23 protein-coding genes are annotated in these 24,578 nt (G+C 50.2%); 8 read left to right on the plus strand and 15 right to left on the minus strand.

Features of this window, described 5'->3' with window-relative positions; translation table 11 throughout:
- Positions 1-95: 95 nt before the first annotated feature.
- The 11 genes from IX84_RS06870 to IX84_RS06920 form a co-directional block, all read right to left on the minus strand.
- Positions 96-1,913 carry a tetratricopeptide repeat protein gene (locus IX84_RS06870; RefSeq protein ID WP_044217978.1) on the minus strand — a complete coding sequence of 606 codons (1,818 nt, stop codon included), beginning with the start codon at positions 1,911-1,913 and terminating at the stop codon, positions 96-98.
- A 176-nt stretch (positions 1,914-2,089) separates the two neighbouring features.
- Entirely contained in the window at positions 2,090-2,992 is a 903-nt protein-coding gene (locus tag IX84_RS34315; RefSeq protein WP_044217980.1) for an energy transducer TonB, read from the minus strand.
- Between the two features lie 11 nt (positions 2,993-3,003).
- A complete protein-coding gene (locus IX84_RS34485; protein ID WP_152604947.1) occupies positions 3,004-3,465 on the minus strand; it encodes a VanZ family protein in 462 nt (153 codons plus the stop codon).
- Positions 3,434-3,826: a glycine cleavage system protein GcvH gene (gene gcvH / locus IX84_RS06885; RefSeq protein WP_044217984.1), complete on the minus strand. Its 393-nt coding sequence runs from the start codon at positions 3,824-3,826 to the stop codon at positions 3,434-3,436. The genes IX84_RS34485 and gcvH overlap by 32 nt, the downstream gene beginning before the upstream one ends.
- Before the next feature lie 194 nt (positions 3,827-4,020).
- Positions 4,021-5,340, minus strand: a complete 1,320-nt coding sequence (locus IX84_RS06890) for a citrate (Si)-synthase (RefSeq protein ID WP_044217986.1) — start codon at positions 5,338-5,340, stop codon at positions 4,021-4,023.
- Positions 5,341-5,577: 237 nt separating this feature from the next.
- Positions 5,578-5,988, minus strand: a complete 411-nt coding sequence (locus IX84_RS06895; RefSeq protein WP_044217989.1) for a hypothetical protein — start codon at positions 5,986-5,988, stop codon at positions 5,578-5,580.
- Positions 5,989-6,226: 238 nt separating this feature from the next.
- Positions 6,227-7,129: an AAA family ATPase gene (locus IX84_RS06900; protein WP_044217992.1), complete on the minus strand. Its 903-nt coding sequence runs from the start codon at positions 7,127-7,129 to the stop codon at positions 6,227-6,229.
- A gap of 98 nt (positions 7,130-7,227) precedes the next feature.
- Positions 7,228-8,082, minus strand: a complete 855-nt coding sequence (locus IX84_RS06905) for an FAD binding domain-containing protein (protein WP_044217994.1) — start codon at positions 8,080-8,082, stop codon at positions 7,228-7,230.
- Between the two features lie 136 nt (positions 8,083-8,218).
- Entirely contained in the window at positions 8,219-10,588 is a 2,370-nt protein-coding gene (locus tag IX84_RS06910) for a xanthine dehydrogenase family protein molybdopterin-binding subunit (protein WP_044217997.1), read from the minus strand.
- A complete protein-coding gene (locus tag IX84_RS06915; protein WP_044218000.1) occupies positions 10,585-11,076 on the minus strand; it encodes a (2Fe-2S)-binding protein in 492 nt (163 codons plus the stop codon). Before IX84_RS06915 ends, IX84_RS06910 begins: the two co-directional genes overlap by 4 nt.
- 61 nt (positions 11,077-11,137) lie before the next feature.
- Complete coding sequence (locus tag IX84_RS06920) at positions 11,138-11,596, minus strand: CoxG family protein (protein WP_072013645.1); 459 nt, start codon at positions 11,594-11,596, stop codon at positions 11,138-11,140.
- A gap of 193 nt (positions 11,597-11,789) precedes the next feature.
- On the opposite strand from IX84_RS06920, the gene IX84_RS06925 reads away from it, so the two are divergent.
- From IX84_RS06925 to IX84_RS06940, 4 genes are all read left to right on the plus strand, one after another.
- Positions 11,790-12,899, plus strand: coding sequence for an XdhC family protein (locus IX84_RS06925; RefSeq protein ID WP_044218002.1), 1,110 nt, complete (start codon positions 11,790-11,792; stop codon positions 12,897-12,899).
- A gap of 114 nt (positions 12,900-13,013) precedes the next feature.
- A complete protein-coding gene (locus IX84_RS06930; RefSeq protein WP_044218005.1) occupies positions 13,014-13,967 on the plus strand; it encodes a phosphotransferase in 954 nt (317 codons plus the stop codon).
- Positions 13,964-14,782 (plus strand): 3'(2'),5'-bisphosphate nucleotidase CysQ family protein, encoded by an 819-nt coding sequence (locus IX84_RS06935; protein ID WP_044218008.1) that lies wholly within the window; start codon positions 13,964-13,966, stop codon positions 14,780-14,782. The genes IX84_RS06930 and IX84_RS06935 overlap by 4 nt, the downstream gene beginning before the upstream one ends.
- Before the next feature lie 31 nt (positions 14,783-14,813).
- A complete protein-coding gene (locus IX84_RS06940) occupies positions 14,814-16,487 on the plus strand; it encodes a toxin-antitoxin system YwqK family antitoxin (protein ID WP_044218009.1) in 1,674 nt (557 codons plus the stop codon).
- 102 nt (positions 16,488-16,589) lie between these two features.
- Here IX84_RS06940 and IX84_RS06945 read toward each other — a convergent pair whose 3' ends face one another.
- The gene (locus IX84_RS06945) at positions 16,590-16,811 is read right to left on the minus strand and encodes a hypothetical protein (RefSeq protein WP_044218012.1); all 222 of its coding nucleotides are present in this window, start codon (positions 16,809-16,811) and stop codon (positions 16,590-16,592) included.
- 5 nt (positions 16,812-16,816) lie between these two features.
- Positions 16,817-17,314, minus strand: coding sequence for a DUF6932 family protein (locus tag IX84_RS06950; protein ID WP_044218014.1), 498 nt, complete (start codon positions 17,312-17,314; stop codon positions 16,817-16,819).
- Between the two features lie 192 nt (positions 17,315-17,506).
- On the opposite strand from IX84_RS06950, the gene IX84_RS06955 reads away from it, so the two are divergent.
- The 4 genes from IX84_RS06955 (at position 17,507) to IX84_RS34490 (ending at position 21,213) form a co-directional block, all read left to right on the plus strand.
- Positions 17,507-18,220 carry a hypothetical protein gene (locus IX84_RS06955; RefSeq protein WP_044218017.1) on the plus strand — a complete coding sequence of 238 codons (714 nt, stop codon included), beginning with the start codon at positions 17,507-17,509 and terminating at the stop codon, positions 18,218-18,220.
- 218 nt (positions 18,221-18,438) lie between these two features.
- Positions 18,439-19,197 (plus strand): carbonic anhydrase family protein, encoded by a 759-nt coding sequence (locus IX84_RS06960; protein ID WP_044218019.1) that lies wholly within the window; start codon positions 18,439-18,441, stop codon positions 19,195-19,197.
- 399 nt (positions 19,198-19,596) lie between these two features.
- Entirely contained in the window at positions 19,597-20,670 is a 1,074-nt protein-coding gene (locus IX84_RS06970) for a transposase (protein ID WP_044217494.1), read from the plus strand.
- 108 nt (positions 20,671-20,778) lie between these two features.
- Complete coding sequence (locus IX84_RS34490; RefSeq protein WP_044218024.1) at positions 20,779-21,213, plus strand: cold-shock protein; 435 nt, start codon at positions 20,779-20,781, stop codon at positions 21,211-21,213.
- A gap of 371 nt (positions 21,214-21,584) precedes the next feature.
- Here the strand turns inward: IX84_RS34490 and IX84_RS06980 are convergent, their stop codons facing one another.
- Together IX84_RS06980 and IX84_RS06985 are read right to left on the minus strand one after the other, a co-directional pair.
- Positions 21,585-22,343, minus strand: coding sequence for a spherulation-specific family 4 protein (locus tag IX84_RS06980; protein WP_044218026.1), 759 nt, complete (start codon positions 22,341-22,343; stop codon positions 21,585-21,587).
- A gap of 702 nt (positions 22,344-23,045) precedes the next feature.
- Positions 23,046-24,341: a DUF481 domain-containing protein gene (locus IX84_RS06985; protein WP_044218028.1), complete on the minus strand. Its 1,296-nt coding sequence runs from the start codon at positions 24,339-24,341 to the stop codon at positions 23,046-23,048.
- Positions 24,342-24,578: the final 237 nt, after the last annotated feature.

The following is a 24,578-nucleotide window of genomic DNA, read 5'->3' on the forward strand; positions in this document are numbered from 1 at the left end:
AAAAGATGGAGCTAAGCAGGAATTGCCCTGTACTTAGCTCCATCTTTTGTATTTATATCACAAGTTTGGCAAGGTGGAAATAACACTGCTACCATCTACTGAATATCATCTCCCCTGAGTATGCGGTAACGCTTGCGTGCTTCCACAGCAAGTGTACTATTGGAGTAATCGATAAACAGCGTTTCGTAAAGCTCTTGTGCCTTGCTCGGCTGTTCCAACTGATTTTCGTAAAGCGATGCCAGTTGGTAAAGGGCATTATCTGCCCGGATTTCATCCGGATGATTGTCCACTATTTCCTGTAGCAATGCTGCTGCTTCCTCATAGTTGCGCTTTTTCTTCTGAATTTGTGCTTTCAGATAGAGCACATCGTCTCCCAGAGAATGGTTAGGGAAGCTGGTTTTGAGGGAGTCCATTTTAGCAAATGCTTCCCCGAAGCGGTTTTGGAATACCAGAAGGTCGGCATCAGCATATAGTTTTAGTGCCGTTTCTGTGGTATCCAGCCCAAGATTATCCATAATGAATACGGATAAATCGAGTGCATCATTTGCAATCAGCTTGGATGTCGAAGACTTCAGAATATCAAATTGTGCCTGAGCCCACTGGAAATCGCCGGCGTAGTAAGACAGCCGGGCATTCCGGAAGCGCGCCTCATGGCCAAGCAGATCTTCCTTAAATGCTTTATCTACCTGGGAATACAGCAGCGTGGCTTCCCAGACTTCGCCCTGCATTAGGTTATAATCAGCCAGTGACAGCTTCCCTCTGGCCTGAACATTTGGGTTGACGTTCGGGTAAGCAATCATTTGATTGAGCAGCTCAATGGCTTTGTCGAGGTCATTGATGTAGAGGGCTTCCAGCTCAGCGAGCTCAAGGATGATTCTGGCGGTCACTTTAGAGCGGCCAAATTCAGTCAGGAACTCTTCGTATTCTTTTTCCAGCTCCCGGAGTTCCTCCATAGTGTAATCGTACCCACTAACGAGCTGTTTACGCTTGGAGCGCAAAGACTGCCTCTTGGCGTCGAGATAATAGGGCGATTGCGGGCCTTTTTCATCCACGATGTATTCGTAGGCTTTAATAGCCGCTGCGTAGTCACCATCATTTGCAGCGATATCAGCAAGGGCGAACACCCGGCCGCCGTTTTCATTATAGCGCCGGTCGAGGGCACGCATCTGACGAAGCGCCCCGTTATAATCTTTACGCTGAATGAACACCCAGGACAAGAGCTCCGGATAAAGGGGGTTGTCTGCATCTTCCTGAATCTTGGCATAGAGCTGTTTTTGCACCTCCAGGTAATCTTCTGCATTCAGGTAACGCTGCAGAATGGACTTCACCCGGGTAATACGGTTGGGGTCTGCCTCTATACTGACCAGATAGTTTTCGATCATTTTGGGAATATCTCCCTTTCGGCGGTATAATTCGCCCAGGTCATAGGCAAAGACATCTCTGTTTTTAAGCATTTCCGCCCCCCGCTCATAGGCGGCAATAGCCAGGTCGTATTTCGTAAGCGTCATGAAGGCATTGGCCAGCCTCGTGACCTGTATCTGGTTTTTAGGCAGCTTCTCAATAGCCGTCTTGTACATGTCTTCTGCCTCTTCACTTCTCACCTGCCGCTCCAGCAGCTTTCCGTAGGTAACGTAAGTCTGTACATTCTCCGGGTCGCGCCGTAAGTGCTTTTTAATGGCTTTCTCACTGGCGTCGTAGTCATCCATAGCCATGAGCGACTCAATGTAGCGGTCAAAATAGAAGTCATTATAGTTTGATTCCTTGTACAGCTGCTCGTATAACACAGAGGCTTTTTCAAACTCCCCGTCCCGGTAATACTGATTGGCCAGCTGCCGGTCCTGCCCGAAGGTTAAAGTGGTGAGGGTGCCCGTGAGCAGCAAAGCGAAAACCCATTTCAAGTGTCTCTTCTTCATCAATGTATCGTTGTAGCTATTATATCCCAAACGTTTTTCCAGAGGAAAAGGTATGCTTTTTCTCCTCAAATAACGGAGGAGCAGCAGGATTGGTTGGGCAGGCGGCCATAAAAGCAAAAACGGCTGACCGCTCCTCAGAGCCATCAGCCGTTTTATAAGACAACCAAAGTAGTATACTACTCAAGGCGGAAACGGACCGGCAGGTTAAACTGTACGCGAACGGCGCGTCCACGCTGCTTACCTGGAATCCACTGTATTCCCTGCTCTTTCATCAGGTTAACCACTCGCAACGCTTCTGCACCGGTTTGAGCACCGGGGTCACGCACTACGTTGGCATCCGTGATGGAGCCATCTTTCTCTACAACGAACTGCACAACAGCAGTGCCTTCCACACCATTTTCCCGGGCTATAGCCGGATACTTGATGTTTTTGTAGATGAATTCAAGCATTTTCTTGTCCGCGCACTGCTTACGCTCCTCTTTGGTGGGGAGGTCTTCACAGCCCGGGAAACGAGGCATGTCTTCCACTACCTTAAATATCTCCTCCACCTTTGGCTTGGGTGGTGGGGGTGGCGGCGGTGGTGGGGGTGGCGGCGCGTCATCAACAACGGGCGCCTCTACGATCGTCTGATCGTCGATAGACTGGTCCTCGAAGGTGACTTCTTCGTCTTCGAGAATTTCTTCATCCGGTACCTCTTCGATCACCGGTGGCGGTGGTGGAGGTGGCGGTGGTGGGGGTTCAGCCGTACGTGGGGGCTCTACCTCAATCTCATCCGGCAGCTCAAGCGCATCATCCGGAATGTAAATTTCCTCTTCGTACTGCGTCCAGCCAAAGGCGAGCACAGTAAGGCCCACTGCAAGAGCAAGGCCAAGGTTGAAGTACGTACCGCTGTACTTAAAAGCATCAGCACCAGCGTACTTGGTTCTGGAGGTAAGCGATGAGCCGGAATCGGATTGCTGTAATCCTTCTTTCGCACGCTTGGAATAAATACTGCGCATTACTACAATAAATGCAACGATGCCTACAGTGATTAACGCCAGCGCGGCGGCTAATCCCCCACCAGTAATTGAAACATCCATACTGACAAGGTTTATTTTATCAAAAAACTAGACAATAATACACATGCTACGGAGCCGATAATATTAGCAAGAATATCGTAAAGCTCAAAAAGCCGCCCCGGGAAAAACAAATATTGTACGACTTCTAATGAAAAACCGAACAGGCTGCTGATCCCTATGGCCCATAGAATGGGGTGCTTTTGCAGCCCCCTCATTCCAGACCGGGCAAATCCGAAAGCAAGCAGACTCGCCAGTATAAAATAGGCGACTGCGTGTGCGAGCTTATCGGGCTCCAGTAGTGAGGTTAACTTCGGCGGAGAGACTTGCCCTCCGGTTGAGAAAAAAATAAGCGCCCCTGCCCAGATTAGGGCAGGCAACAACATCATTTTGTTGTTGTCTATATCTGGAAGATGCAGCGCTTTGAGTTTTTGGTGTGTGAAGAAAGAAAAAATATTATTTTTTTTAGCTGACCAGCTTTTTATAGGCCTCTGCATCCATCAGTTCTTCGAGTTCAGCAGGGTTGGTCATCTCGATCTTAACGATCCAGCCCTCTCCGTAGGGGTCTTCATTGACCAGGGTAGGGTTATCACCATCCGCCTCATCAATCTGAGGATTGAATTCCAGTATTTTGCCAGAGACCGGCATAAAAAGCTCAGACGTGGTTTTTACGGCTTCCACGGTTCCAAAGACTTCGTCTTTGTCCAGGGTTTCATCCACCGTTTCTACTTCGACGTAAACCAGCTCATCCAGCTCGCCCTGCGCAAAATCCGTAATGCCAACATAAGCGATGTTGCCTTCTTCTACGCGGACCCATTCGTGCTCATTCGTATATTTGAGCGTATCAGGAAATTCCATATTTCTTTGAGTTATTTTCGTTTTTTACTGCCAGGCTGCACCTACTCAGCGGTAGGGGGAATACCCGGCGCGGTCAAAAATAAAGGAATTTTAGGAATAAAGAATTTTATAGCCGGGAAGTTTGAACGGAGCTGGCCCCAAGGAACTGAAAAAGGCAGCTGCCCTGTCAGACAACTGCCTTTTTTCAAGTCCGTTTAAGCTTCCTGCTCCATTTTAGCAAGCGTGCTTTTCACCCATTCTGTGGTAACGGATTTTGGCCGTTCCAGTGGGAAGCCCAGTGCACGGGACCAGCATAGAGCAGATAGTACGCCCAATGCACGCGACACGCCGAACAGGACGGTGTAGAAGCTGTATTCCTTCAACCCGTAATGCACCAGCAGGGCACCAGAGTGAGCATCCACATTAGGCCATGGGTTCTTCACCTTGCCCAGGCTTTCCAGGATTGGCGGCACCACATCAAATATTTTCCAGACCACCTTTACCACCTCATCGTCCTTGATGTATTCTTCCGCAAAGCGCTTCTGCGCCATGAAGCGGGGGTCTGGCTGCCGCAATACAGCATGCCCATATCCAGGAATCACCTGCCCCGAGGAGAGTGTGCTATTCACGTAGTCAGCGATTTGCTCCTTGGAAGGCGACTTGGTACCCAGTGCATCCAGCATCTTGAAAATCCAGCGGATGACTTCCTGATTCGCCAAGCCATGCAATGGGCCAGCCAAAGCATTCATACCTCCTGCGAGAGAGTAGTAAGCATCGCTAAGGGTGGACCCTACCAGGTGTGTGGCATGGGCAGAAGCATTTCCACCTTCGTGGTCAGCGTGGATCGTCAGGTAAAGCCGCATCAGGTTTTTGAAGTCATCCCCCTCAATACCCAGCATGTGGGCAAAGTTGCCGGACCAGTCCTGAGAAACATCAGGCGAGATGTGATCACCATTGTGATAAGTACGGCGGTAGATGTAAGCCGCAATGCGCGGCAACCGGGCGATGAGGTTCATCGTATCTTCGTAAGTCGGATCCCAGTAGTCTGCCTTATCGATACCCTCATCATAACGGCGGGCAAAGCAGCTCTCGGTTTGCATGGAAGCAATAGCGAGAGAAAACTGCGTCATTGGGTGGGTATTCACAGGTAAGCTGTCCAGCACCTTAAAGGTGTGCTCCGGCACATGGCTGCGGGTCAGCCACTGCTCAGTCAGCCACTTCACCTCCTGCTCCGTTGGGATTTCACCAACCAACATCAGCCAGAACAAGCCTTCAGGGCGAGGCTCTTTGCCGTCCGGGCCTTTGGGGAGCACCTCCCGAAGTTCAGGGATGGAATAACCCCGGAACCTGATCCCTTCAATGGGGTCAAGCTGTGAGGTTTCCCAAATCATGGTTTTGATACCGCGGGCACCACCATAAATCTGTTTCAGGGTGACTTCGTCAAATTTCTTGTTGCCATGCTCTTTGAGCATAGCACGAATTTCAGTCCGCAGAGCGGTCGCTTTTTCGTTGAATTTCGTTTTTAAAGGATCCATTAATGCTTTATAGTTATTATGGTGTCATGTAAAAAGGTAACCGTACAGGTAAAACACAAGACAGCAAATCCTGTTCGTAGGTATTCTGCTGAAGAGGGTCATTGAAATCAGGGATTATGTTGGGAAGACCCTGTTTGATGATACATATTATTTTACGGCACCGCTAATATTACATCAATAAGCGAAGAATAGTTGTTGGCAAATAAAAAAAGCGGCCCTTGACGAACCGCTTATTTTTTATTCCATTTCCCAGACTGCGAGTTGTATTTCCTCACGTGTAGCGCCCTGGGCTTTCATTTTTTTGATCAGCTCCGACTCTTTTTTTCGCCGTTCGATCATCTGTTCCCTCAGAATAGGGAGTTGTTCCTGATTGAGCAGCCGCTCAAGAGAGACGATTTCTCCTTCTCGGATTGCATTTTTCTTTTGCAGGTAGAGCTTTTGGTCGGAAGAGGCAAGGTGGGCTATTTCCGATTGATTCCGAAGGCGCCGTTCTGCAATAGTATACGCCCCGGCCTCCTGTGCTTCTGTCAGCTGATAGGTAGCAATCAAATCTTCCGCTACCGCATTCACCTGGGCTTTGCCGACAGCTTGTGCCTGAAGGTGGATGGATGCGCCCAATAAGAGTGCGATAACAACGATATATTTCATAACTAACTTGATTTTGGGCTAAAATACAATTTTTGTGCGTTCTGCAACTCCCTATCCGGTCTAAATACCAATAATTGCCTGGCAGCAGACGCAGGGGTGGCTTATTTTTTCAGTCATTAGTGGCTTGTTAGCTGATACTGAGGAAATACAGTGCAACTGCCTCCCTATTATGGCTCTTTAAAACACCGATCTACATCCTTCTACAGTCCTGCCTTCATTGTGTGGAGACGCCACACCTTTACAGGTCTTCCAGTTTCGAAATCGCTCCCACCTTCTCAAATAACTCCGACAGGGAATCCTGAGCATGCCGGATATCCTGCCAGTCCTTGAGGACAATACCAAGGGTGGACTCCACAATGCTTTTATCGAGGTGGTCAATGTGGAGCGCGGAGAGGGCCATGGCCCAGTCCAGGGTTTCAGCGATGCCGGGCACTTTCTCCAGGCGCATTTGACGGACCTCCTGCATAAAGGCGCAAATCTGCCGGCTCAGGTCATCATCTATGCCCGGTACTTTGCTGCGCACAATCTGCAGTTCCTTTTCAAATTCAGGATAAGAAATGTAGAGGTAAAGGCAGCGGCGGCGCAGGGCTTGCGAAAGTTCCCGCACCCGGTTGCTGGTAACGATTACCTGCGGGATATGGCTGGCTTTGATGGTCCCAATTTCCGGGATGCTGATCTGCCAGTCGGAGAGGACTTCGAGCAGGAAACTCTCAAATTCCTCATCAGCCCGGTCAATCTCATCAATCAGCAAGACCGGGGCTTTGTGGTGGGTGATGGCTTGAAGCAGGGGGCGCTTGAGCAGAAAGCGTTCGCTGAAGATATCGCGTTCTTTTTCCTCCAGCGTTTTTCCGCTATGCTCATCCACCTTAAGGTGGAGCAGCTGCTGCTGATAATTCCATTCGTAAATGGCGTGGGTGGCATCGAGCCCTTCGTAGCACTGCAGGCGGATGAGGTCGGTATTCAGCGCCCGGCTCATCACTTTGGCTATTTCCGTTTTGCCTACGCCGGCCGGCCCTTCAATAAGAAGGGGCTTGCGCAGTTCCTTGGCCAGAAATACGGACATTACGATAGAAGGCTCTGTGATATAGCCCTGCTCGTATAGCATTTGCTGAATGTGCTGTAAGCCCTCGTTTTTGATCATAACGGCGTGGAAAGGTTCAGTTAAACAGTACTGCCGGGCGGCATCACCACCCGGCAGTCTCCAATCATTCAAGTTTCATACACTACTCTGAAAAGTGGCTATTGCGTAGCGGCCATCAATGCCCGTTTGGCATAGACTTTCGCCAAATGTAAACGATATTCTTCGGAGGCAAAGTGGTCTGCCATGACCATTGCATCCGCTCCTGTGCCTTCCACGGCAGCATCGATATTGGCTTCCGTAGGCTCCTTGCCCACCAGGGCTTTTTCGATATTGCCGGCTGCAAAAGCGGCATCCGCCAGGCCGTTGATGCCGACCTTGACGCGCTCTATCTTCCCACCTTTGACCGTCACGGCTGCAGCCGCACCAACAATTGCAAAGCGAGAGGCCGGCTGCATAAACTTCTTATAAGCACTTCGTGTACCTTCCGGTGGCAAAGGGATGCTGATTGCCGTCAGCAGCTCATTCTCCTGCAGTTCGGTCATGTAGAATCCGGTGAAGAAGTCCTCAGCGGGCACACTGCGCTCTCCATCCGGCCCCTTGAGGTGGACGGAAGCCCCGGCAGCAATCATCACCCCGGGCCAGTCGGCGGCAGGGTCCGCGTGGGCCAGGCTGCCCCCAATTGTCCCTATGTTGCGCACCTGCTGATCACCGATAAGGTCGGCAGCTTCCGGCAACATACTGTAGGTTTGGTGCGCCAGTTCGGAAGTCGCGATATCGTGGTGGGTGGCACCAGCACCTATGACCAGTTTATTGCCATCCTTCTTGATGTAGCGTAGCTCCTGAATTTTTCGGATATCGATAAGTACGCCGGGCGCATTGAGCCGCAGCTTCATGGCAGGAATGAGGCTGTGCCCCCCTGCCAGCAGTTTGGCATCCATGCCGTGCTTGACCATCAGGGTGATGGCGTCGTCAACGGACTCGGCGCGGATGTAATCAAATTTATTGGTTACCATGGTTGTTGTTAAGTTTGAAAGTCTGACAATATACTGACGATTAAGTGGTTTGCCACAGCAAACCTACTGAATGTCAGCATTCACGCTGAGAAGTGGCTTGCTCCGATGTTGCAAACCACTTCGTATTGCGTATAGGTTAACTCTGCATGTGCCGCCATACGCGCTCGGGCGTCAGTGGCATCTCCAGGTCTTTCTTGATACCGAACGGCCGGAGAGCATCCATCACAGCGTTGACCACAGCCGGCGTGGACCCGATACAGCCCGCCTCCCCGGCGCCTTTCACACCCAGTGGATTGTGTGGGCAGGGCGTCACCGTGCGGTCGATCTCAAAACTTGGCAGATCGTCCGCCCGTGGCATAGTGTAATCCATATAGGAGCCATTGATGAGCTGTCCGTCTTCATCATACATTGCGCCTTCGAAGAGGGCCTGTCCAATACCCTGCGCCAGCCCGCCGTGTATTTGCCCATCCACGATCATAGGATTGATGACGTTGCCTACATCATCCACTGCAATGAAGCGCTTGAGTTTCGTATGGCCGGTATCCTTGTCGACCTCTACAATCGCTACGTGGGCACCGTAAGGGTAGGTAAAGTTGGCCGGATCGTAGAAGCTGGAGAAGTCCATGCCCGGTTCTACTCCTTCCGGATAGTCGTGAGGCACGTAAGCGGTCAGGGCTACATCCCCAAAGGCAATACTCTTGTCAGTACCCTTTACCGTCCATTTGCCTTCTGCAAATTCCAGGTCTTCCTCGGAAGCCTCCAGTTTGTGGGCGGCTATCTTGGCTCCTTTCTCGATGATCTTATCCAGGCTCTTCACGATAGCACTGCCTCCAACTGCCAAGCTACGCGACCCGTAAGTGCCCATACCGAAGGCTACCGAATCGGAATCGCCATGTATAATTTCCACGTCATCCAGCGGAATGCCCAGGCGGTCAGCCACCACTTGTGCGAAGGTCGTTTCGTGCCCCTGCCCGTGGGAATGAGCTCCGGTAAACACGCTGACTTTACCGGTTGGCTGCACGCGTACCTGACCGACTTCGTACAGGCCGGCCCGGGCGCCGAGGGCACCCACTACTGCCGATGGCGCAATACCGCAGGCTTCAATATAGGTGGAAAACCCGATGCCCAGCAGCTTGCCTTCCTTGCGGGCTTCCGCCTGCTCCTTGCGGAATTTTTCGTAACCGACCATCTCCAGGGCACGCTTAAGCACCGCATGGTAATTACCGCTATCGTATTGCAGGGCGACCTGTGTCTGATAGCCCGGCTGTTCTACCCCATCAAAGGGAGGGATAAAGTTCTTCAGGCGGAGTTCGGCAGGGTCCATATCCATCTCCAGAGCAGCCGTATCCATCAGGCGCTCCAATAGGTAGGTCGCTTCCGGCCGGCCGGCGCCCCGGTAGGCGTCTACCATTACAGTATTGGTAAAGACACCGGTTACGTCCACATTGATTTTGGGAGTGACATACAGCCCCTGCAAGAGGGTGCCGTGCAGCCAGGTAGGCACACAAGGTGCAAACGTAGACAGGTAGGCGCCCAGATTAGCGTGGGTTTTGACCCGCAACGCCAACACATTACCCTCTTTATCGAAGCCCATTTCGGCTTTGGAAATATGGTCACGCCCGTGCGCATCCGTCATAAACGCTTCGCTGCGGTCGGAAGTCCACTTTACCGGGCGCTTCAGACGCTCGGAACACCAGATCATCAATGCCTCCTCGGCGTAGTGAAAGATTTTGCTGCCAAAGCCGCCACCTACATCCGGCGCCACCACGCGGACACGGTGCTCGGGGATGCCCAGCACGAAAGCACAAAGCAGCAGCCGGGTCAGGTGTGGGTTTTGTGAGGTGGTATACAGGGTATACTTTCCGGTCGCTTCTTCGTACTGCCCGATAGCAGCCCGCGTTTCCATCGCATTCGGGACCACCCGCTGATTGGTGAACTCTAGGGTGGTGATATGATGCGCCTGCTTCATTGCCTTATCGACCTCTTCCTTAGGGTTGCCCAGTTCCCAGTCGAAGCACTTGTTGTTGGGCGCTTCGTCGTGTACGAGAGGGGCGCCGTCCTCAGTAGCCTTTTTGGCACTGGCTACAGCGGGAAGCTCTTCCCAGTCGATATCGATTTCGTCAGCAGCATCCCGGGCTTCTTCTCTGCTTTCTGCGATCACCACAGCCACGCCGTCGCCCATATACCGGGCCTTGTCGGCAACCAGTAGGGGGTGGGGCGGCTCCTTCATGGTATCGCCATTTTTGAAATTGACCTGCCAGCCGGTTGGGATGCCATTGATGCCGGACTCGGCAATATCTTTTCCGGTATAAATTTTGACAACACCGTCCATCTTTTCAGCACGGCTCGTGTCTATATTATTAATTTTGGCGTGTGCGTAGGGGCTGCGTACAATATAAGCGTACAGCATGCCCGGCAGCACAATATCATCGGTGTAGCGGCCTTTGCCTGTGAGGAAACGCTTATCCTCTACGCGCTTGACGGCCTTGCCTATATAATTGGTCATGATGCGACAGCTTTTTTCGGTTCGTTAATTTTTTTGGCAGCATATTGAATGGAGCGTACGATATTGTGATAGCCAGTGCAGCGGCAGAAGTTGCCCTCCAGCCCTTCGCGGATTTCCTGCTCGGAAGGATTAGGGTTGCGGTCCAGTAAAGCGACAGCAGCCATGATCATGCCCGGCGTGCAGAAGCCACACTGCAAGCCATGTTCTTCACGGAAGCCTTCCTGAAGCGGGTGCATTTCGCCATTTTGCGAAAGCCCTTCGATGGTCGTCACTTCTGAGCCATCCGCCTGAACGGCAAGCATGGTGCAGGATTTGACAGCATTGCCATCAACGAGGATCGTACAGGCACCACAATTGCTGGTATCGCAGCCCACGTGGGTACCGGTCAACTGCAGGTTGTCGCGGAGGAAGTGCACCAAAAGAGTACGTGCTTCTACTTCCTTCGTAACAGACTGCCCATTGACGGTCATGGTGATTTTAGTTGGCATAGGGTATTCTGAGTTTTTGATCAATTGGAAATATATCCGGTGGTTCAGAGCTTGTGTGCCATCAGGCAGGCTGATGGGCCAGGTTTTCCAGCTCTTCCTCCAGTGCTTTAAAAAACTGTTTGCTCAAGGTATTGGCTACGCCGGAGAGGACGCGCTGCCCGGTGCGGGCGAGCAGACCGGACAGACGGGCCTTGCCATCAAAAGAAAGCCGGGTCGTTTCCGAACTGGTCTCTTCCAAGTCGATTTTCACATCTGCGGCGACGTTACCGATTTTGCTGTTTTGCTGAATCTTGAGGACAAAGCTTTCCGGCTCGTGCTTTTCGGCTACTTCCAGGTTACCTGAAAAGGAACCGCTAACAGGGCCCATTTTGACGTTGGCGATCGCCTTATAAGTATCCTGCCCGGTTGCTTCGAGCTCAGAAACGCCCGGCGTGATCCGCGCAAGCGTGTCCGCGTCCATCAGCATTTTGAAAATTTGGTGCGCAGGCGCATTGAATTGGTGTGATCCTTTAAGATGCATGGGTGTGTTTGTCGTTTATCGGTTCATCCTTTTACAAGGACTCTAAAGTTATAAATTTAAGTACTATTTTAGCAAATAACTAAGAATAAAAATTTGTTTTTTGCACACCTCTTAAAATTTACAAAAGAAAAACCTAAGTACAATGCTTATTTGTTAGCATTTATGAACCTTAAAACTGTGCCGCATTTCCGCTATGAAAGAAATCAAGTCGATTATCAAAACCTATGACGAACTGGACCGCAACCAAAAGCTGGCCCTCGCTACGGTCGTACGTGTGGAGGGGTCTTCCTACCGCCGTGCCGGTGCCCGAATGCTGGTCATGGAAGATGGCAACTGGATTGGAGGCATCAGCGGAGGCTGCCTGGAGGGGGACGCTTTGCGCAAAGCTCAACTGGCGATGTTTCAGGATAAACCCTCTCTGGTCACCTACGATACCACCGATGATGACGCGCAGTCGATTGGGGTGGGGCTGGGCTGCAATGGGATCATTGATGTACTCATTGCCCCGCTCAAAGACGAGCCGGATAACGCACTGGAGGTGCTGCGGCGGTGCACAGACAAGCGGCAGCCTAACATTCTAATCACGATATCGCATAACGAGGATGGACCGGAGGCTTTGTACCCGGGCCGTATGTTCCGGTACGAAAGTACTGAACAACTAAAAGCGGTTTTGCCGGAAGGCGCTCCGGTAGAGGCCTTGCAGGAAGATGTGGAAACCGCCCTGGACCGGCAAAAGTCTGTCACCGGGCATTATGAGTTGGAGAATGGTGGCTCCGTCAGCGCATTCATTGAATTCCTGACGCCTACGATCCGCCTGCTACTCTTTGGCGGCAATTACGATGTTTTCCCCATGGTCCAACTCGCCAAAGACCTGGGCCGCCACGTGACGGTCTATGCCAATCCGCACAAGCTAAGCCGCTCCGTCTTTCAACAGGCCGACGAAGTTAAAGCCAAGGAGGACCCGGTGGAAGTGGACGAATACACGGCCTGCATCCTCATGGCGCACGATTATAAAACCGACCTGAACAACCTTCGGCGGCTGCTGCAAACGGAGGTGCCCTACATCGGTATGCTCGGCCCCCGCAAGCGGACCAACAAAATGCTGGATGAACTGGCGGAAGAAGGCATCACGCTTTCCGAACCCGATGAGGAACGCCTCCACAGCCCGGTAGGCCTGGACATCGGAGCGCTGTCGCCGGAAGAAATTGCGTTGTCCGTGCTGGCAGAAATCCGGGCGTACTTTAGCAGGCGGCAGGGGGGCTTCCTGAAGCACCGTTCGGGGACGATACATGAGCGGGGTTAACACCCTGTTTTAATTGTGCATGGGCTGCTCCACCAAATGCTATGAGGTTAGAAAAGCAGGTTTCCTTACGCAGGGTAAAGTTCATTTGTAGCATCCTCTTTATATTACCGCTCTATGGATCCCTACTTTCTATCAATCATTCAGCAAAAGACCGGTGCATCGGCATTAAAGGAGCAGGAAACCCTGCAAGCCTTATGGAGCGGCTATGGTAAAATTCTACGCATTAAATTAGCAGATGCGGCCGTTAAAAGTGTCGTTGTCAAGCATGTCCAACTCCCGGCGCAGCAAAACCATCCCCGGGGGTGGAATACTGATTTGGGGCACCAACGCAAAGTAAAATCCTATCAGGTGGAAACCCGGTGGTACGACACCTACAGTGAGCATAGTGCGGCCCGCCTTCCCCACTGCCTCGCCATTGGCAGGCGGGGCGATGAAGTCCTGATGGTGCTCGAGGATCTGGACGGAGCCGGGTACGCCCTGCGCAAACAAGCGGCCTCCTGGGAGGAAATCAATGCCTGCCTGCAATGGCTGGCTCAATTTCACGCCAGTTACCTGGGAAAGACACCGGACGGGCTCTGGGAAACCGGCACCTACTGGCATCTGGGTACCCGCCCTCAGGAACTGGAAGCGCTGGACGATCAGGCGCTGAAGGAAGCGGCTCCCCTCATCGACGAAAAGCTAAATGCCTGCCAATTCAAAACCTTTGTGCATGGGGATGCGAAGCTGGCCAACTTTTGCTTTGCCGGGGACGGTAAGGTGTCGGGCGTCGACTTCCAGTATGTGGGTGGTGGCTGTGGGATGAAAGACGTGGCGTATTTTATTGGAAGCTGCCTGGACGAACGTGAATGCGAGCGCCTGGAAGGGCAAATTCTGGATACGTACTTTGACCATTTGCAAGCCGCACTTGAACAGCCCAATGACGCACTGGAAAAAGAGTGGCGGCCCTTGTACCGGGTCGCCTGGGCAGATTTCCACCGTTTTCTGAAAGGGTGGAGCCCTGGCCACTGGAAAATCAACAGCTACAGCGAGCGCGTCACTGCAGCAGTGATTAAAAGCCTTACACCATGAACCTTTCGCAACTTACCCAAGTCGCCACAGAGGCTGCAATCGCTGCCGGTCAGGTCATCCAAAAGGCAATTGGTGAAGAGGTACCGGTGGAGGAAAAGCAGGGCGGCGAGAGTTATGCCTCTCAGGTAGTCACCGCTGTAGATAAAGCCGCTGAAGCCACTATTCTTTCCTGCCTCCTGCCTACTTGTGAGGCATTTGGCCTGGCGCTTTTATCAGAAGAGACCGAAGATGATGGGAGCCGGTTTGAAAAAGACTTTTTCTGGTGCGTTGACCCCATGGACGGCACGCTGCCTTTTATCCGGAAGCAGCCCGGTTTTTCCGTATCCATTGCCTTGGTTGGCAAAGACGGGACGCCCCATATTGGTGTGGTGGTTGACCCCAGCACCAATACCCTCTACCACGCCATACGTGGCGAAGGGGCCTGGAAAAACAACACGCCCTGGGCCATCCAAAACACCAACGACCACCTGACCTACGTGACCGATCGTCCATTGAAGGATACGCCCCGGGCAGCTGAAATCCAGCAGTTTTTGCAGCAGCAGGTGGAAAAATCCGGGTTAAGCGGTGTGCAGGAAATCTCCGGTGGAGGTGCGGTGCTGAATGCCATACGCGTGCTTGAAAATGGGCCGGCCTGTATGCTCAAGTTCCCCAAAAAGGAGCAAGGCGGCGGGAGCATCTGGGACTTTGCGGCTACGGCCTGTATTTTCCAGGCAATGGGGCGACCTGCTACGAATGTCGATGGAGGGCCGCTGGACCTGAACCGGAGGGACAGCACCTTTATGAATCATGAAGGGGTTTTGTATCTTAACACCTGAGGTGCAGCAACCTCAAGTTAATACCTCATAAATGAAGCTTTCACAAGCCATACTGGCGATTATCCTCCTTGCCAATCCGGTAAGCCTGCCCGGCTCATGCGCCGGGGAATATTTCTCCATTACGGAATTGCTTAACCACGACCCCAAAAACCATCATATCTTCACTTGTGAGGTGCTGGAGACTTACAAAAGAGGGCATAGCTTCGAGAGCGTTGCTGTGGTGAAAAGAAGATTTAGAGGCAGCCCGGCGGATACCATTTTTTTAAATACGGGAGGGGGCACCACAGCAGGCGGACAAAAGTTATATCCGGGCGAAGTTTGGCTGGTTTTCAGTACGACAAAGGATAGCTTGCACTATGGGGCAACAGTTTGCGATTTTTTGTCGGCACGGATTAAAGCAGGGAACAATCAGGCCTGTTCCCGGTCCCTCAGCCCGTTAGGCAACACTTATCTTGACGTATTGGAGGCTTACGAATCGGTACGGGAAAATAAATTTTCGGGAAGCAAACACATCACCGGTGATGGCAGGCTTGTTGCCAAAGGGCACTTTTTGGCTGGAGAGCCTCATGGCGAATGGGTGCACTACAGCAGGCGTGACTATTTCGAAAAGAAGATCAAGAGAAGTGAAATTGCCTACCGGAAGGGGGCGCTTCATGGCGAATATCGCATTTATCGTGAAGCGGAAGAAGACAACTTCGTTACCGAGCGCAAAGTATACCACGGTGGCCGGCTTTTGCTAAAAGAAATGCATGAAGTGGAAGGGCAGGTCAGGTATGCGTACAACAGTGATGAAAGAAGAACAATGGTTGCAGCATTTACAGATTCCCTTGGGCAAAAGCGCAAGCACATTGCACAGGTTGAGCTGTGGTATGACAGCGAGCCCCCACTTTACCCCATCCGGTTCAGGCACGGGTACTACCTCCTTAAATCAGGCAGGGACTCCAGCAGCTACAGCCCATTGGCAGAAGGTGCTTATTTTCGTGGCATGAGAGTGGGCAAATGGACGTTTTTTAACAAGGCGGGTGCAATCTTGGAAACCAAAACGTATCCGGATATTCCAGCTGATACTTCTACTCTTCAAATTTTTGATGAGGAAGGGCAGGTCAGGCTAAGCGGCACCTACACAGATGGTAAACGAAAAGGGGTATGGCAGTATTTTTATGATGGGCAGCTGGAGCATGAAGAAATGTACAGCTCCGATGGAAATTTGCTTTCCAAGACCCGCTTTTACAGAACAGGTGGCTTTGAATACACACCCTATGCCAACAACCTGCAGCATGGCTGGAAAACGGTTTTTGCCCAGTCCGGCAACATAAAAAGCATGGAGCATTACAAGCACGGGCGCCTGTCCGGGACCAGCATTTTCTTCAATACAGATGGCACCCTCAGCAGGGAATTGCGGTATGTCCAGTCAAGAGCCTACACCGTAAGTGACCCAGGTAATAGCACTTATCTCGTTAACGGTTTTTTGAACGGCCCCTTCGTGCAGCACCACTACAAGACCGGTGAAAAACTAGCGGAAGGAACCTATTGGATGGGCTACCGGACTGGCATTTGGACGGAGTACGAAACAAACGGCAGGTACAGGAAATTGTACTATCCCACCGGACAGCAAGCGCTAATGAACCGGTGTGGGCATGCCATGCCGGAATTGACGGAGCAGTATGACAAAGATGGGGATTTGCTAAATTCATGGACATTTTGAGCAACCTGGCATCGTAGGCTGCATTGGTTAGCCTTGCTAAGATAAAGATTTTGAACACATTGCTCCGCGCAAAGCTCATCTATATTATATTTCACCCAAATCTCATGCAGCAATTAAATCGGTAGGGGTTATATTAAGCTCTTGGAGCTTGTCTTTCAGTTCCCCTAAAAATTGTGCTCTCCGGTACTTGTACTGAATTAGCATCAAATCTTCCTGATCTTCTTTTTCTTCATGCAAGGAGATGATCTCGTCAACCGACTTAATTTGCTCTAATAAATCGGATACTCTCGCTATTCTTTCGTCTTTGATTTCTACATTTTCCATCTACTCTAATCGTTTTCTCTGAATTCAAGTTCAACATACCCTTTTGGATACCTCTTCCCACTTTTGTCTTTTCGGCTCTTCGTAAACCAGTCGTTCCAATACAGGATATCAGATTTTGTATAGATGCTCAATTTATGATCTTCCGGGTAGACAATCAACAGGAATGCATCTAATCCGTACTTTTTCAGGGCATCATTCCTGATAAATTCTCTTCGGATAAGATCCTCTTTTTCTTCGACCACTGAAAAATTCACCAGGTTGACGAAGTCTATATCATTCGGGTTCTTCTTGTTTGTGACAAAACTCCCGTTGATCCATTGGGTAAAGTTGCCGGTTACTTTATTTCTAAAATTCTCTGTGTAGCCTAAATATCTATCGAACAAATCGTGTCTAGTCGAGTCTTCGTCAAATGAATCTATGAAGGCAGATTTAAAATGCTGGACAGCTAACTTTATCCTCTTATAAGGTCTCAAATTGCCTCGAATATCGAAACTTGGTTCCATCACTTCATTTTATTCGAAGGTTAAACTTAGCAATTGTTCGCAAATAGTTGCTTGATTTTCATTTTTTTTTGGACTACACTTCTTGCGCAGAACTGGTAAGCAACTACAACAAATAGCAAATTTTGCTACATTCACAGCTTTTAATCGGCTGTATTTGCCCCTGCCGCACCTTTTTTGGTAAAAACTAAACTTTTGAACGCTGTATCCACATTTGAAAAACACTTTCTCAGTGCCAGGCAGAACCGGTGGTACTGGCTCTTTTCCATCTTTTGCAGGGTGGTACTGGCCTTTGCTTTCTTTGCTGCCGGAATGGTCAAAATCGTAGGGGAGCGCTTCGCCAGCGGGCTATCCGAACTCCACCCCATGGGCGCTTACCTGGAAGCCCTGCACCATACCGGATACTACTATACTTTTATTGGGATTGCGCAGGTAGCAGCGGCTATGCTGTTGCTCATCCCGAGGACAGCAGCGTTGGGCGCACTCCTGTACTTCCCCATCATCGTGAATATATGGCTGCTTTCCTATGCCGTTCGTTTTGAAGGTTCTTATGTGACCTCCCCCCTGATGGTCCTCGCCAATTTGTACCTCCTCGTTTGGAATTATGACCGGTTGAGGTACCTCTTGCCGCTGAAGGAATTTTCAGAAATGGGGATTCTTCAAAAGCCGGCGAAGTATAATACGAAGTTCCCGCTCTTGTTTTTCGCGTTCGTATTTTTCACCGTAGTGGCCGCCGTTGCCTTTGCGGAATTTGGCCATGAAGTCATGCCAAGAAACTCCCTAAAAGATTGCAAAACACAGTTTGCCGATACCGGGCAGGAAGCGATTGGGTTTAGGTTTTGCGAATGTATTCATGTGGAGGGGCAGTCCTTAGACGATTGCCTGGAGGAATTTGAACGTTCGAAGTAAACGTTGGCTTACCAGGAATTATCCTTTGTTTTCGCCAATGGAACGATACCGCATTAGCAACGGACTAAGACTTTAAATCGGTAAACGGAATAGCATCTCCATACTACAGCAAAGCTACGCTTTAAAACAAGTGCGAACCAGGTTTCCCGGCCGGTGTTAATTATCCAATCAGCAATGCTTGCGGATTGAAATATTACTTACCTGAAAATCTGAACACTATGAATACTTCACGGCCTTTCGTTATTATCTTAACATTTTTCACCCTGTTCCTACTGTCCTGCAGCCCGCCCACGGAGCCTGAAAAGGCGGAAGAAGCAACTGAAAATACTGAGGAAGAATCAATTGTGGGCCTGGTTGAGGATGTACTGACCGCCGAAGAGCAGGCAGCGCTCACGCCCGATATGGTCATTCAGTCCTTCAAGGAAGGCAACGGGCGCTTCATGCGCAATGACCTGACCACCCGGAACCACTCAGAACAAGTGCGCAAGAGCACCAATGCGCAATATCCTAAAGCCATTGTTTTATCCTGCGTCGACAGCCGGGTTCCGGTGGAAGACGTCTTCGACCGTGGTATTGGCGATGTGTTTGTCGCTCGTGTGGCAGGCAATTTCGTTAACGAGGACATCCTGGGCAGTATGGAGTTCGCCTGCAAAGTCTCCGGTTCTAAGCTGATTCTGGTCTTAGGGCACGAGCACTGTGGTGCCGTCAAAGCCGCAGTGGACGGGGTAGAACTGGGCAATATTACGCCAATGCTTTCCAAAATAAGGCCAGCCGTGGAGGCGACCGAATATGAAGGGGACCGAAGCTCGAAAAACGAAGCCTTTGTCCATGAGGTCTGCGAAAACAACGTGCAGCATGCCATGGCGCAAATCCGGGAGCGCAGCCCCATACTCAAGGAGATGGAAGACAATGGTGAGATCAAAATTGTCGGTGGCGTCTACGACATGGATAACGGGAAGGTGTCTTTCCTGAATTAGCGGGCGCCGCACACGCGTTCAAACCACAGTCCGACAGGAGGGGGCCACCTTCTAAAGCAGCATGACTTTGACAGGAGATGGCCCCCTTTGTTATCGACTCAAACGAAAAAGCAGCCCTGCCCCATATCTACCCGGTTTCTGAGAAAATGAAGCCGAATACTCCCCTCACTGTCATGATTTGACCTAATTAAAGAGAGAATACGCACAAAAGCCATTAAAAAAGTGTACCTTAAGAAACTGAGCTATTTTCAATATTTCATTGCCGTACACTTTTAGCTCGGCAAAAAGTTCATTGAAAGTTTGGAAAGAGAGACAGAAAAAATAAGGGTTTTCTGAGATTTTAAAAATCTTTGCAGAAAACCCTTTCAAAATGTCGTTCTGCAAAGATCTAAAAAATGGTTGATAAAGCATCAATCTGAGGTTCCACAAGGCAACGCCTTGCGTCGATTAACCGTCTTATCTGGTTTATTAGGTGCCTTAATCAAAGGTGGCCGGGCATCTCTATCAGAGTTGGGCCGCCATATGGAAGACCCCACTGACCTGGAAAGTCGGGTCAAGAAGGCCAAGCGTTGGTTGCAAAATAAGTGGACCGATGTCACGGTACACTTTATACCCTACCTTCTTCCGATTCTCCACTCTCTGAGCAAGGCTGGAGAGTTAGTTCTGGCCATCGATGGCTCCTGTGTGGGCAAAGACTGCATGGCGCTGATGGTCAGTGTAATCTGGCGCAGGCGAGCCATTCCCATTTGTTGGGTAGTTCGTAAAGCTCCCAAAGGCCATTTCCCGGAACACATGCACGTGGCCATTATCGGTCAAGTGGCGATGCTTATGGACAGTATCCTGGAACAGGATTGCCGGATTTTCCTGCTGGGAGATGCCGAATTCGACGGCTGCGAGTTGCAACAGTCTTGTTTGGCTCACGGTTGGGAGTACGTGCTAAAAACGGCGAAGGATACTTTGGTAGCCGATCATCCGAACATGGAGAATGCTTCGGCTTTTGGCCATTTGGCCGCAAGTATCGGTCAAAAAAGCTTGTTCCTGCCCCAAATGTATGTGACTAAGCAAGGGTTTGGGCCAGTCAATGTCTTGTTCTGGCATGACCGGACCCGATATGACCGACCTTTGTATCTGTTGACCAGCTTGGAATATGGCCCGCAAGCCGAAACATATTACCGAAAGAGGTATCACATTGAAACCTTTTTCGGCGATATCAAATCTCGCGGATTCCACATTCATAAAACCAGGATTGAAGAGCCTCAAACCTTGTTCAATCTCTTGATCGTGGCTAGCCTGGCTTTCATCATCTGTATCTTGTTCGAGTTTGATGCCCGAACCTCAGCCCAGTTGGGTAAATTCTGCCGTAAAGACCGAATCGATAGCTTGTCCGTGTTTCAGATTGGACTGAGGGCTGTCCGATTTTATGCTAGGCATGCTTTAAATCTTTCTTTCCAATTTTCAAAGAACTTCCCGTAAAATAAAAGTGTACGGCAATGAATTCAATATTACTGAAATAGAACGTTAAGACCGGCTATTTGCTTTGATTTGGATGTAGTCAAATTATTCACTAAAACAGAAATCTGAATGGCGGATAGCTATCAAAAGAAAGAACGGGAAAAGAAAAAACGTAAAAAGAGGAAAGAGAAGCAGGAGCGAAAAGAACAAAAAAAGTTTGAGGACAAGAGCCAGATCGAATTCATGTATGTGGATGAAAACGGCCAGTTTTCTACTACTCCTCCCGACAAGCCAAAGAAAGAGGTCAAGCTGGAAGACATTGAAATTGGCGTCCCCAAGCACGAAGATGACGGAAAGTCTAAGTACGAAAGAGAAGGCAAAGTAAAGTTCTTCAACGCCGAAAAGGGCTATGGCTTTATCATTGAAAAGGACACTCAGGAGAGTTACTTTGTACACGCGAACGATCTGGAAGAAGAGATCGATGCGGAAGATAAAGTCGCTTTTGAAATCGGGTCTGGCCCCAAAGGCCCCATCGCCATTAACGTACAGTTACAGAAAGCTTAATCGCTAACGAAGGAGTATCAGCACTACAAGGGCTCAAAGCCATCTTAGTGCCGATACTCTCCATCTGGTATTCATCTCTGGATCAGCCAACTCCTTGCGAAGTAGTCTCTGTAGATGTCGTTTTTCATGTTATTGAGGCCTGTATGCTAATGGCTTAGTTATAGAAACCGGTTTTAGCGCCCCGTTCAGGATTTATGGAGCTAAGAGATGCTATGTTAGCATCCAACCAGTTCTAAAAAAAATTGCGGCTTATGTCCCAGTGCTCTTTGTACCAGTGAATCAAATTAGGAATACAGGCTCATACAACATGCCGCTCCCGGCATGTTATGGTATATGGAAGGCACTTCCAAAGCGACCTCCGTCTAAAAAATTCAGAACAACCGCCAAAAGAAATCCGGCAATTTGTCCCAGGGGTTACCATCCGCCCCGTCATCGGTGACGTAGAGGTAGGTAAAACCCTTTTGCGCTAATCCGGCTTTGGCATCGTCCCAGGTAAAGTCCAGGGCGCTATAGGCAGCGCCGCTGCGAAGTTGCTGCTGTAATTGCGACAGAATGTGCGCGTCCCGCTGTCCGACGGTAAGCCCTCCCTTCTGATAGAGCATAGCGGCGGCCGGCTTACCTTGCATCAACTGTGCGTTATATCCCACCTGCTGCAGGGCAGCATTGACATTGGGTTTCGTTCCGGGGCCGGAAGGGTACAAGTTGATCGGCCGTTCGCATACGGAGTGAATCCAGTCGGGAGTGCTGAGGTAACCCGACCCTGGCGTGGTGCCGTAATGCATGACCCGGTATAGCTTTCGCCCGGCGTCAAAGTTCAGGGCTACGTAATTTTTGGCGTAATTGTCCAGGTCTTTCAGCCACTGCAATTTACCCGCATCCGTAGGAGCCTCATCAAAAAAGTAACCGTCTACATTGTAAGTGTTGTGCCATCTGGAGATTTCTCCCTGTACTTGCTGCAGATTACGGCCACTGCAGGCGGCTGAACTGTGATCCAGCCCGTAACACAGGTGTACATAGCCTAATATGACGCCACCGGCATTGCGCACCTTTGTGATGGCTTCCTGATACTTTTGTACGGCCCAAACATTATTGCCATCCCCCGGACCACTATTAACGTTGGCAATGACCACCAGGCGGTCGCCGTACTGCTAAGCCGCCTCAATGAGGGTAGACCAGTAGGGGCCAACATTATGCTGACCAGGGTCGTCATTATCGTAGGGGAAGAATTAGGCCGGCACAATCACCTTGTGGCCGGAGGACTGTGCACTGCCAAGCTGTGGAATGAAAAACAGGGCCAGGAAAACAAGAAGCAAGAATGGAGTTTGTTTCATGATCAGTTTATATTTTGTCCTTTTATTTGCTGATGAAAGCATAGGTTACTCCTTACCGGTGAAAAAAATCCCAGTGGAGAAGAACGGCTATTGCCGTGGATCAAATCCTAAGTTCACCAAGTGAAGAACTGATGCTGCAAAGATGGGAGTAGCCAGCCCAAATAACCTTACCAAATGGGTGCAACGGTTTGTCTGTCCGTTGAATCAGCAATAGAGAGCGTTCAGTCGCGGTTGATGATGGCTGGTCAGATACCGTAGTTGTGGAGCTTGCCAATGCCTGGACTGAATAGGCGCCCAGGTCTTCGTCTTCGTCTATTCGTAAAGGGGGAATGCACTACCAAATCAGCAAAAAGCCCTGCCCATCATAGGTCACTCCATGCGTAAAGCTTCCCAAAACAGCCCTTTAAGCTCGTTGGCATAGCGTCTGAACGGATACTGCAATCTCTGGTTTTGCCTATCTAAAGCCAGGCGTACCTCCAGTTGTCGGGCTGTAGTGTAGCTTTACAAGCGCGTATTCACAATATTATTCAGTGTAGAGCCAAAAGTATAGCTCAGCCCCAGACCAGTGCTCGCCGCAAAGTCCGTCGCGATCTGCCGTTGCTGCAGCAGGATATCCTCCACAGAGGTGTCCCCTTCCGGCAAATTGATTTGATCGCTGACCAGGTCGAAATTAGCAGAAAACCGGAGAGCGAGCCCTTCGTACAGCCGTACGGCTATCCAGTTGTCGAACTCTACCCGGTTTTTGGACATATCGTGCAGGAAAGAAGAGGCCTGCAAAGTGGTGAAAATATCACCCCAGGGCTGCCGGAAGCGCAGCTGAATATCCAGAGAGTGGTTCAGGAGGTTTTCCTCAATTTGCCCGAAAACCGTACGCTCAAAGTATTGCTGATGCTGAAACCCAATCCGGTAGGCAAAGGTAATCTCCCGGCGCAGGACTTCCTCGTAGGGGAAGATGTTGTACTCCAGGGCAGGGTGAAAATTGTAGGCCTGAGCAATATTATTGAAGGTGCTTTGGCGTATACCGCTAAACACGCCGGTAGACCAATGATCGGTGATACTCTTGACGATACTCCCCGATAAAACCTTCCATTTTCGAACACTCACCAGCATTTCATCGTCGCTCTCAAATTGGTTCTCCGCGTGGCTGACCTGACCATCAATCCGCACCCGCCAGGCATCCGTAACCCGGTCTATATCTACGCCCAGGTCCACACTAAATTCTTCACGGGAGGACTCCTTGTACAACCGGCCGTTGCCCGAAACTTCAAAAATCCAGTAATTCCACGGATCTTTGTTTTCCTCAGCACCGGCAGTACCTGTCCCTTCCGGCACATTAACCTGGAAATCGATATGGCTGGCCAACTCAGAATTCACCAGATAATGGAGCAGCCCCTGATTCACTGTTCTCAGCAAACCGTCCCGGACCTCCGAATTGGTCATATTGGGGTTAGACTCGAACTTGAGTTCCTGCTCTAATCCCTCAAATGCCCCCTGACCTTTGAAGTTGAGGGTAAAGGAGCGGCCACCTGCTCCTGTCCAGATATCAAAAATAAACAACTGAATATTGGCCTGACCCTGATCACGCACGTGGTCCAGATAGGTGATTTCCTGCACCAGATAGTTACGGTCGCAGTTGCAGTCTATGAAGAGCTTAAGACGGTCCTGAGATTGCCCCGGCAATACGGAGGGAATAACGAACGCAAGGCAAAGCAGTGCTAAAAGGAAGTTGGGTTTGGGGTAAGCTCTGCCAAAGATTTTGAAAATGTGGGTAGTTTCTGCGGTTCTGTTGTCTTGCATGATTGAAAGTAAGGTGGTTTTGGTGCTTGAATCAAATTATCCTGTGCTGTAAGTTATTAAGATTTCTTATTAAGTTTAACAACTAAATGGGTTTAGTTGTTGATTTGACAAAATGCTGTAACTCGAAGAGAACACTTCGGAAGCGTTGTGCTAACTTTTTAGATTTAAATGAGGCCAGCCCACTCTTAATCTCCTCTTAACACCACAGCCCATTTCACTTAACAATTGGTATCTACC

This window comes from Phaeodactylibacter xiamenensis, assembly GCF_000759025.1.
GTDB lineage: Bacteria > Bacteroidota > Bacteroidia > Chitinophagales > Saprospiraceae > Phaeodactylibacter > Phaeodactylibacter xiamenensis.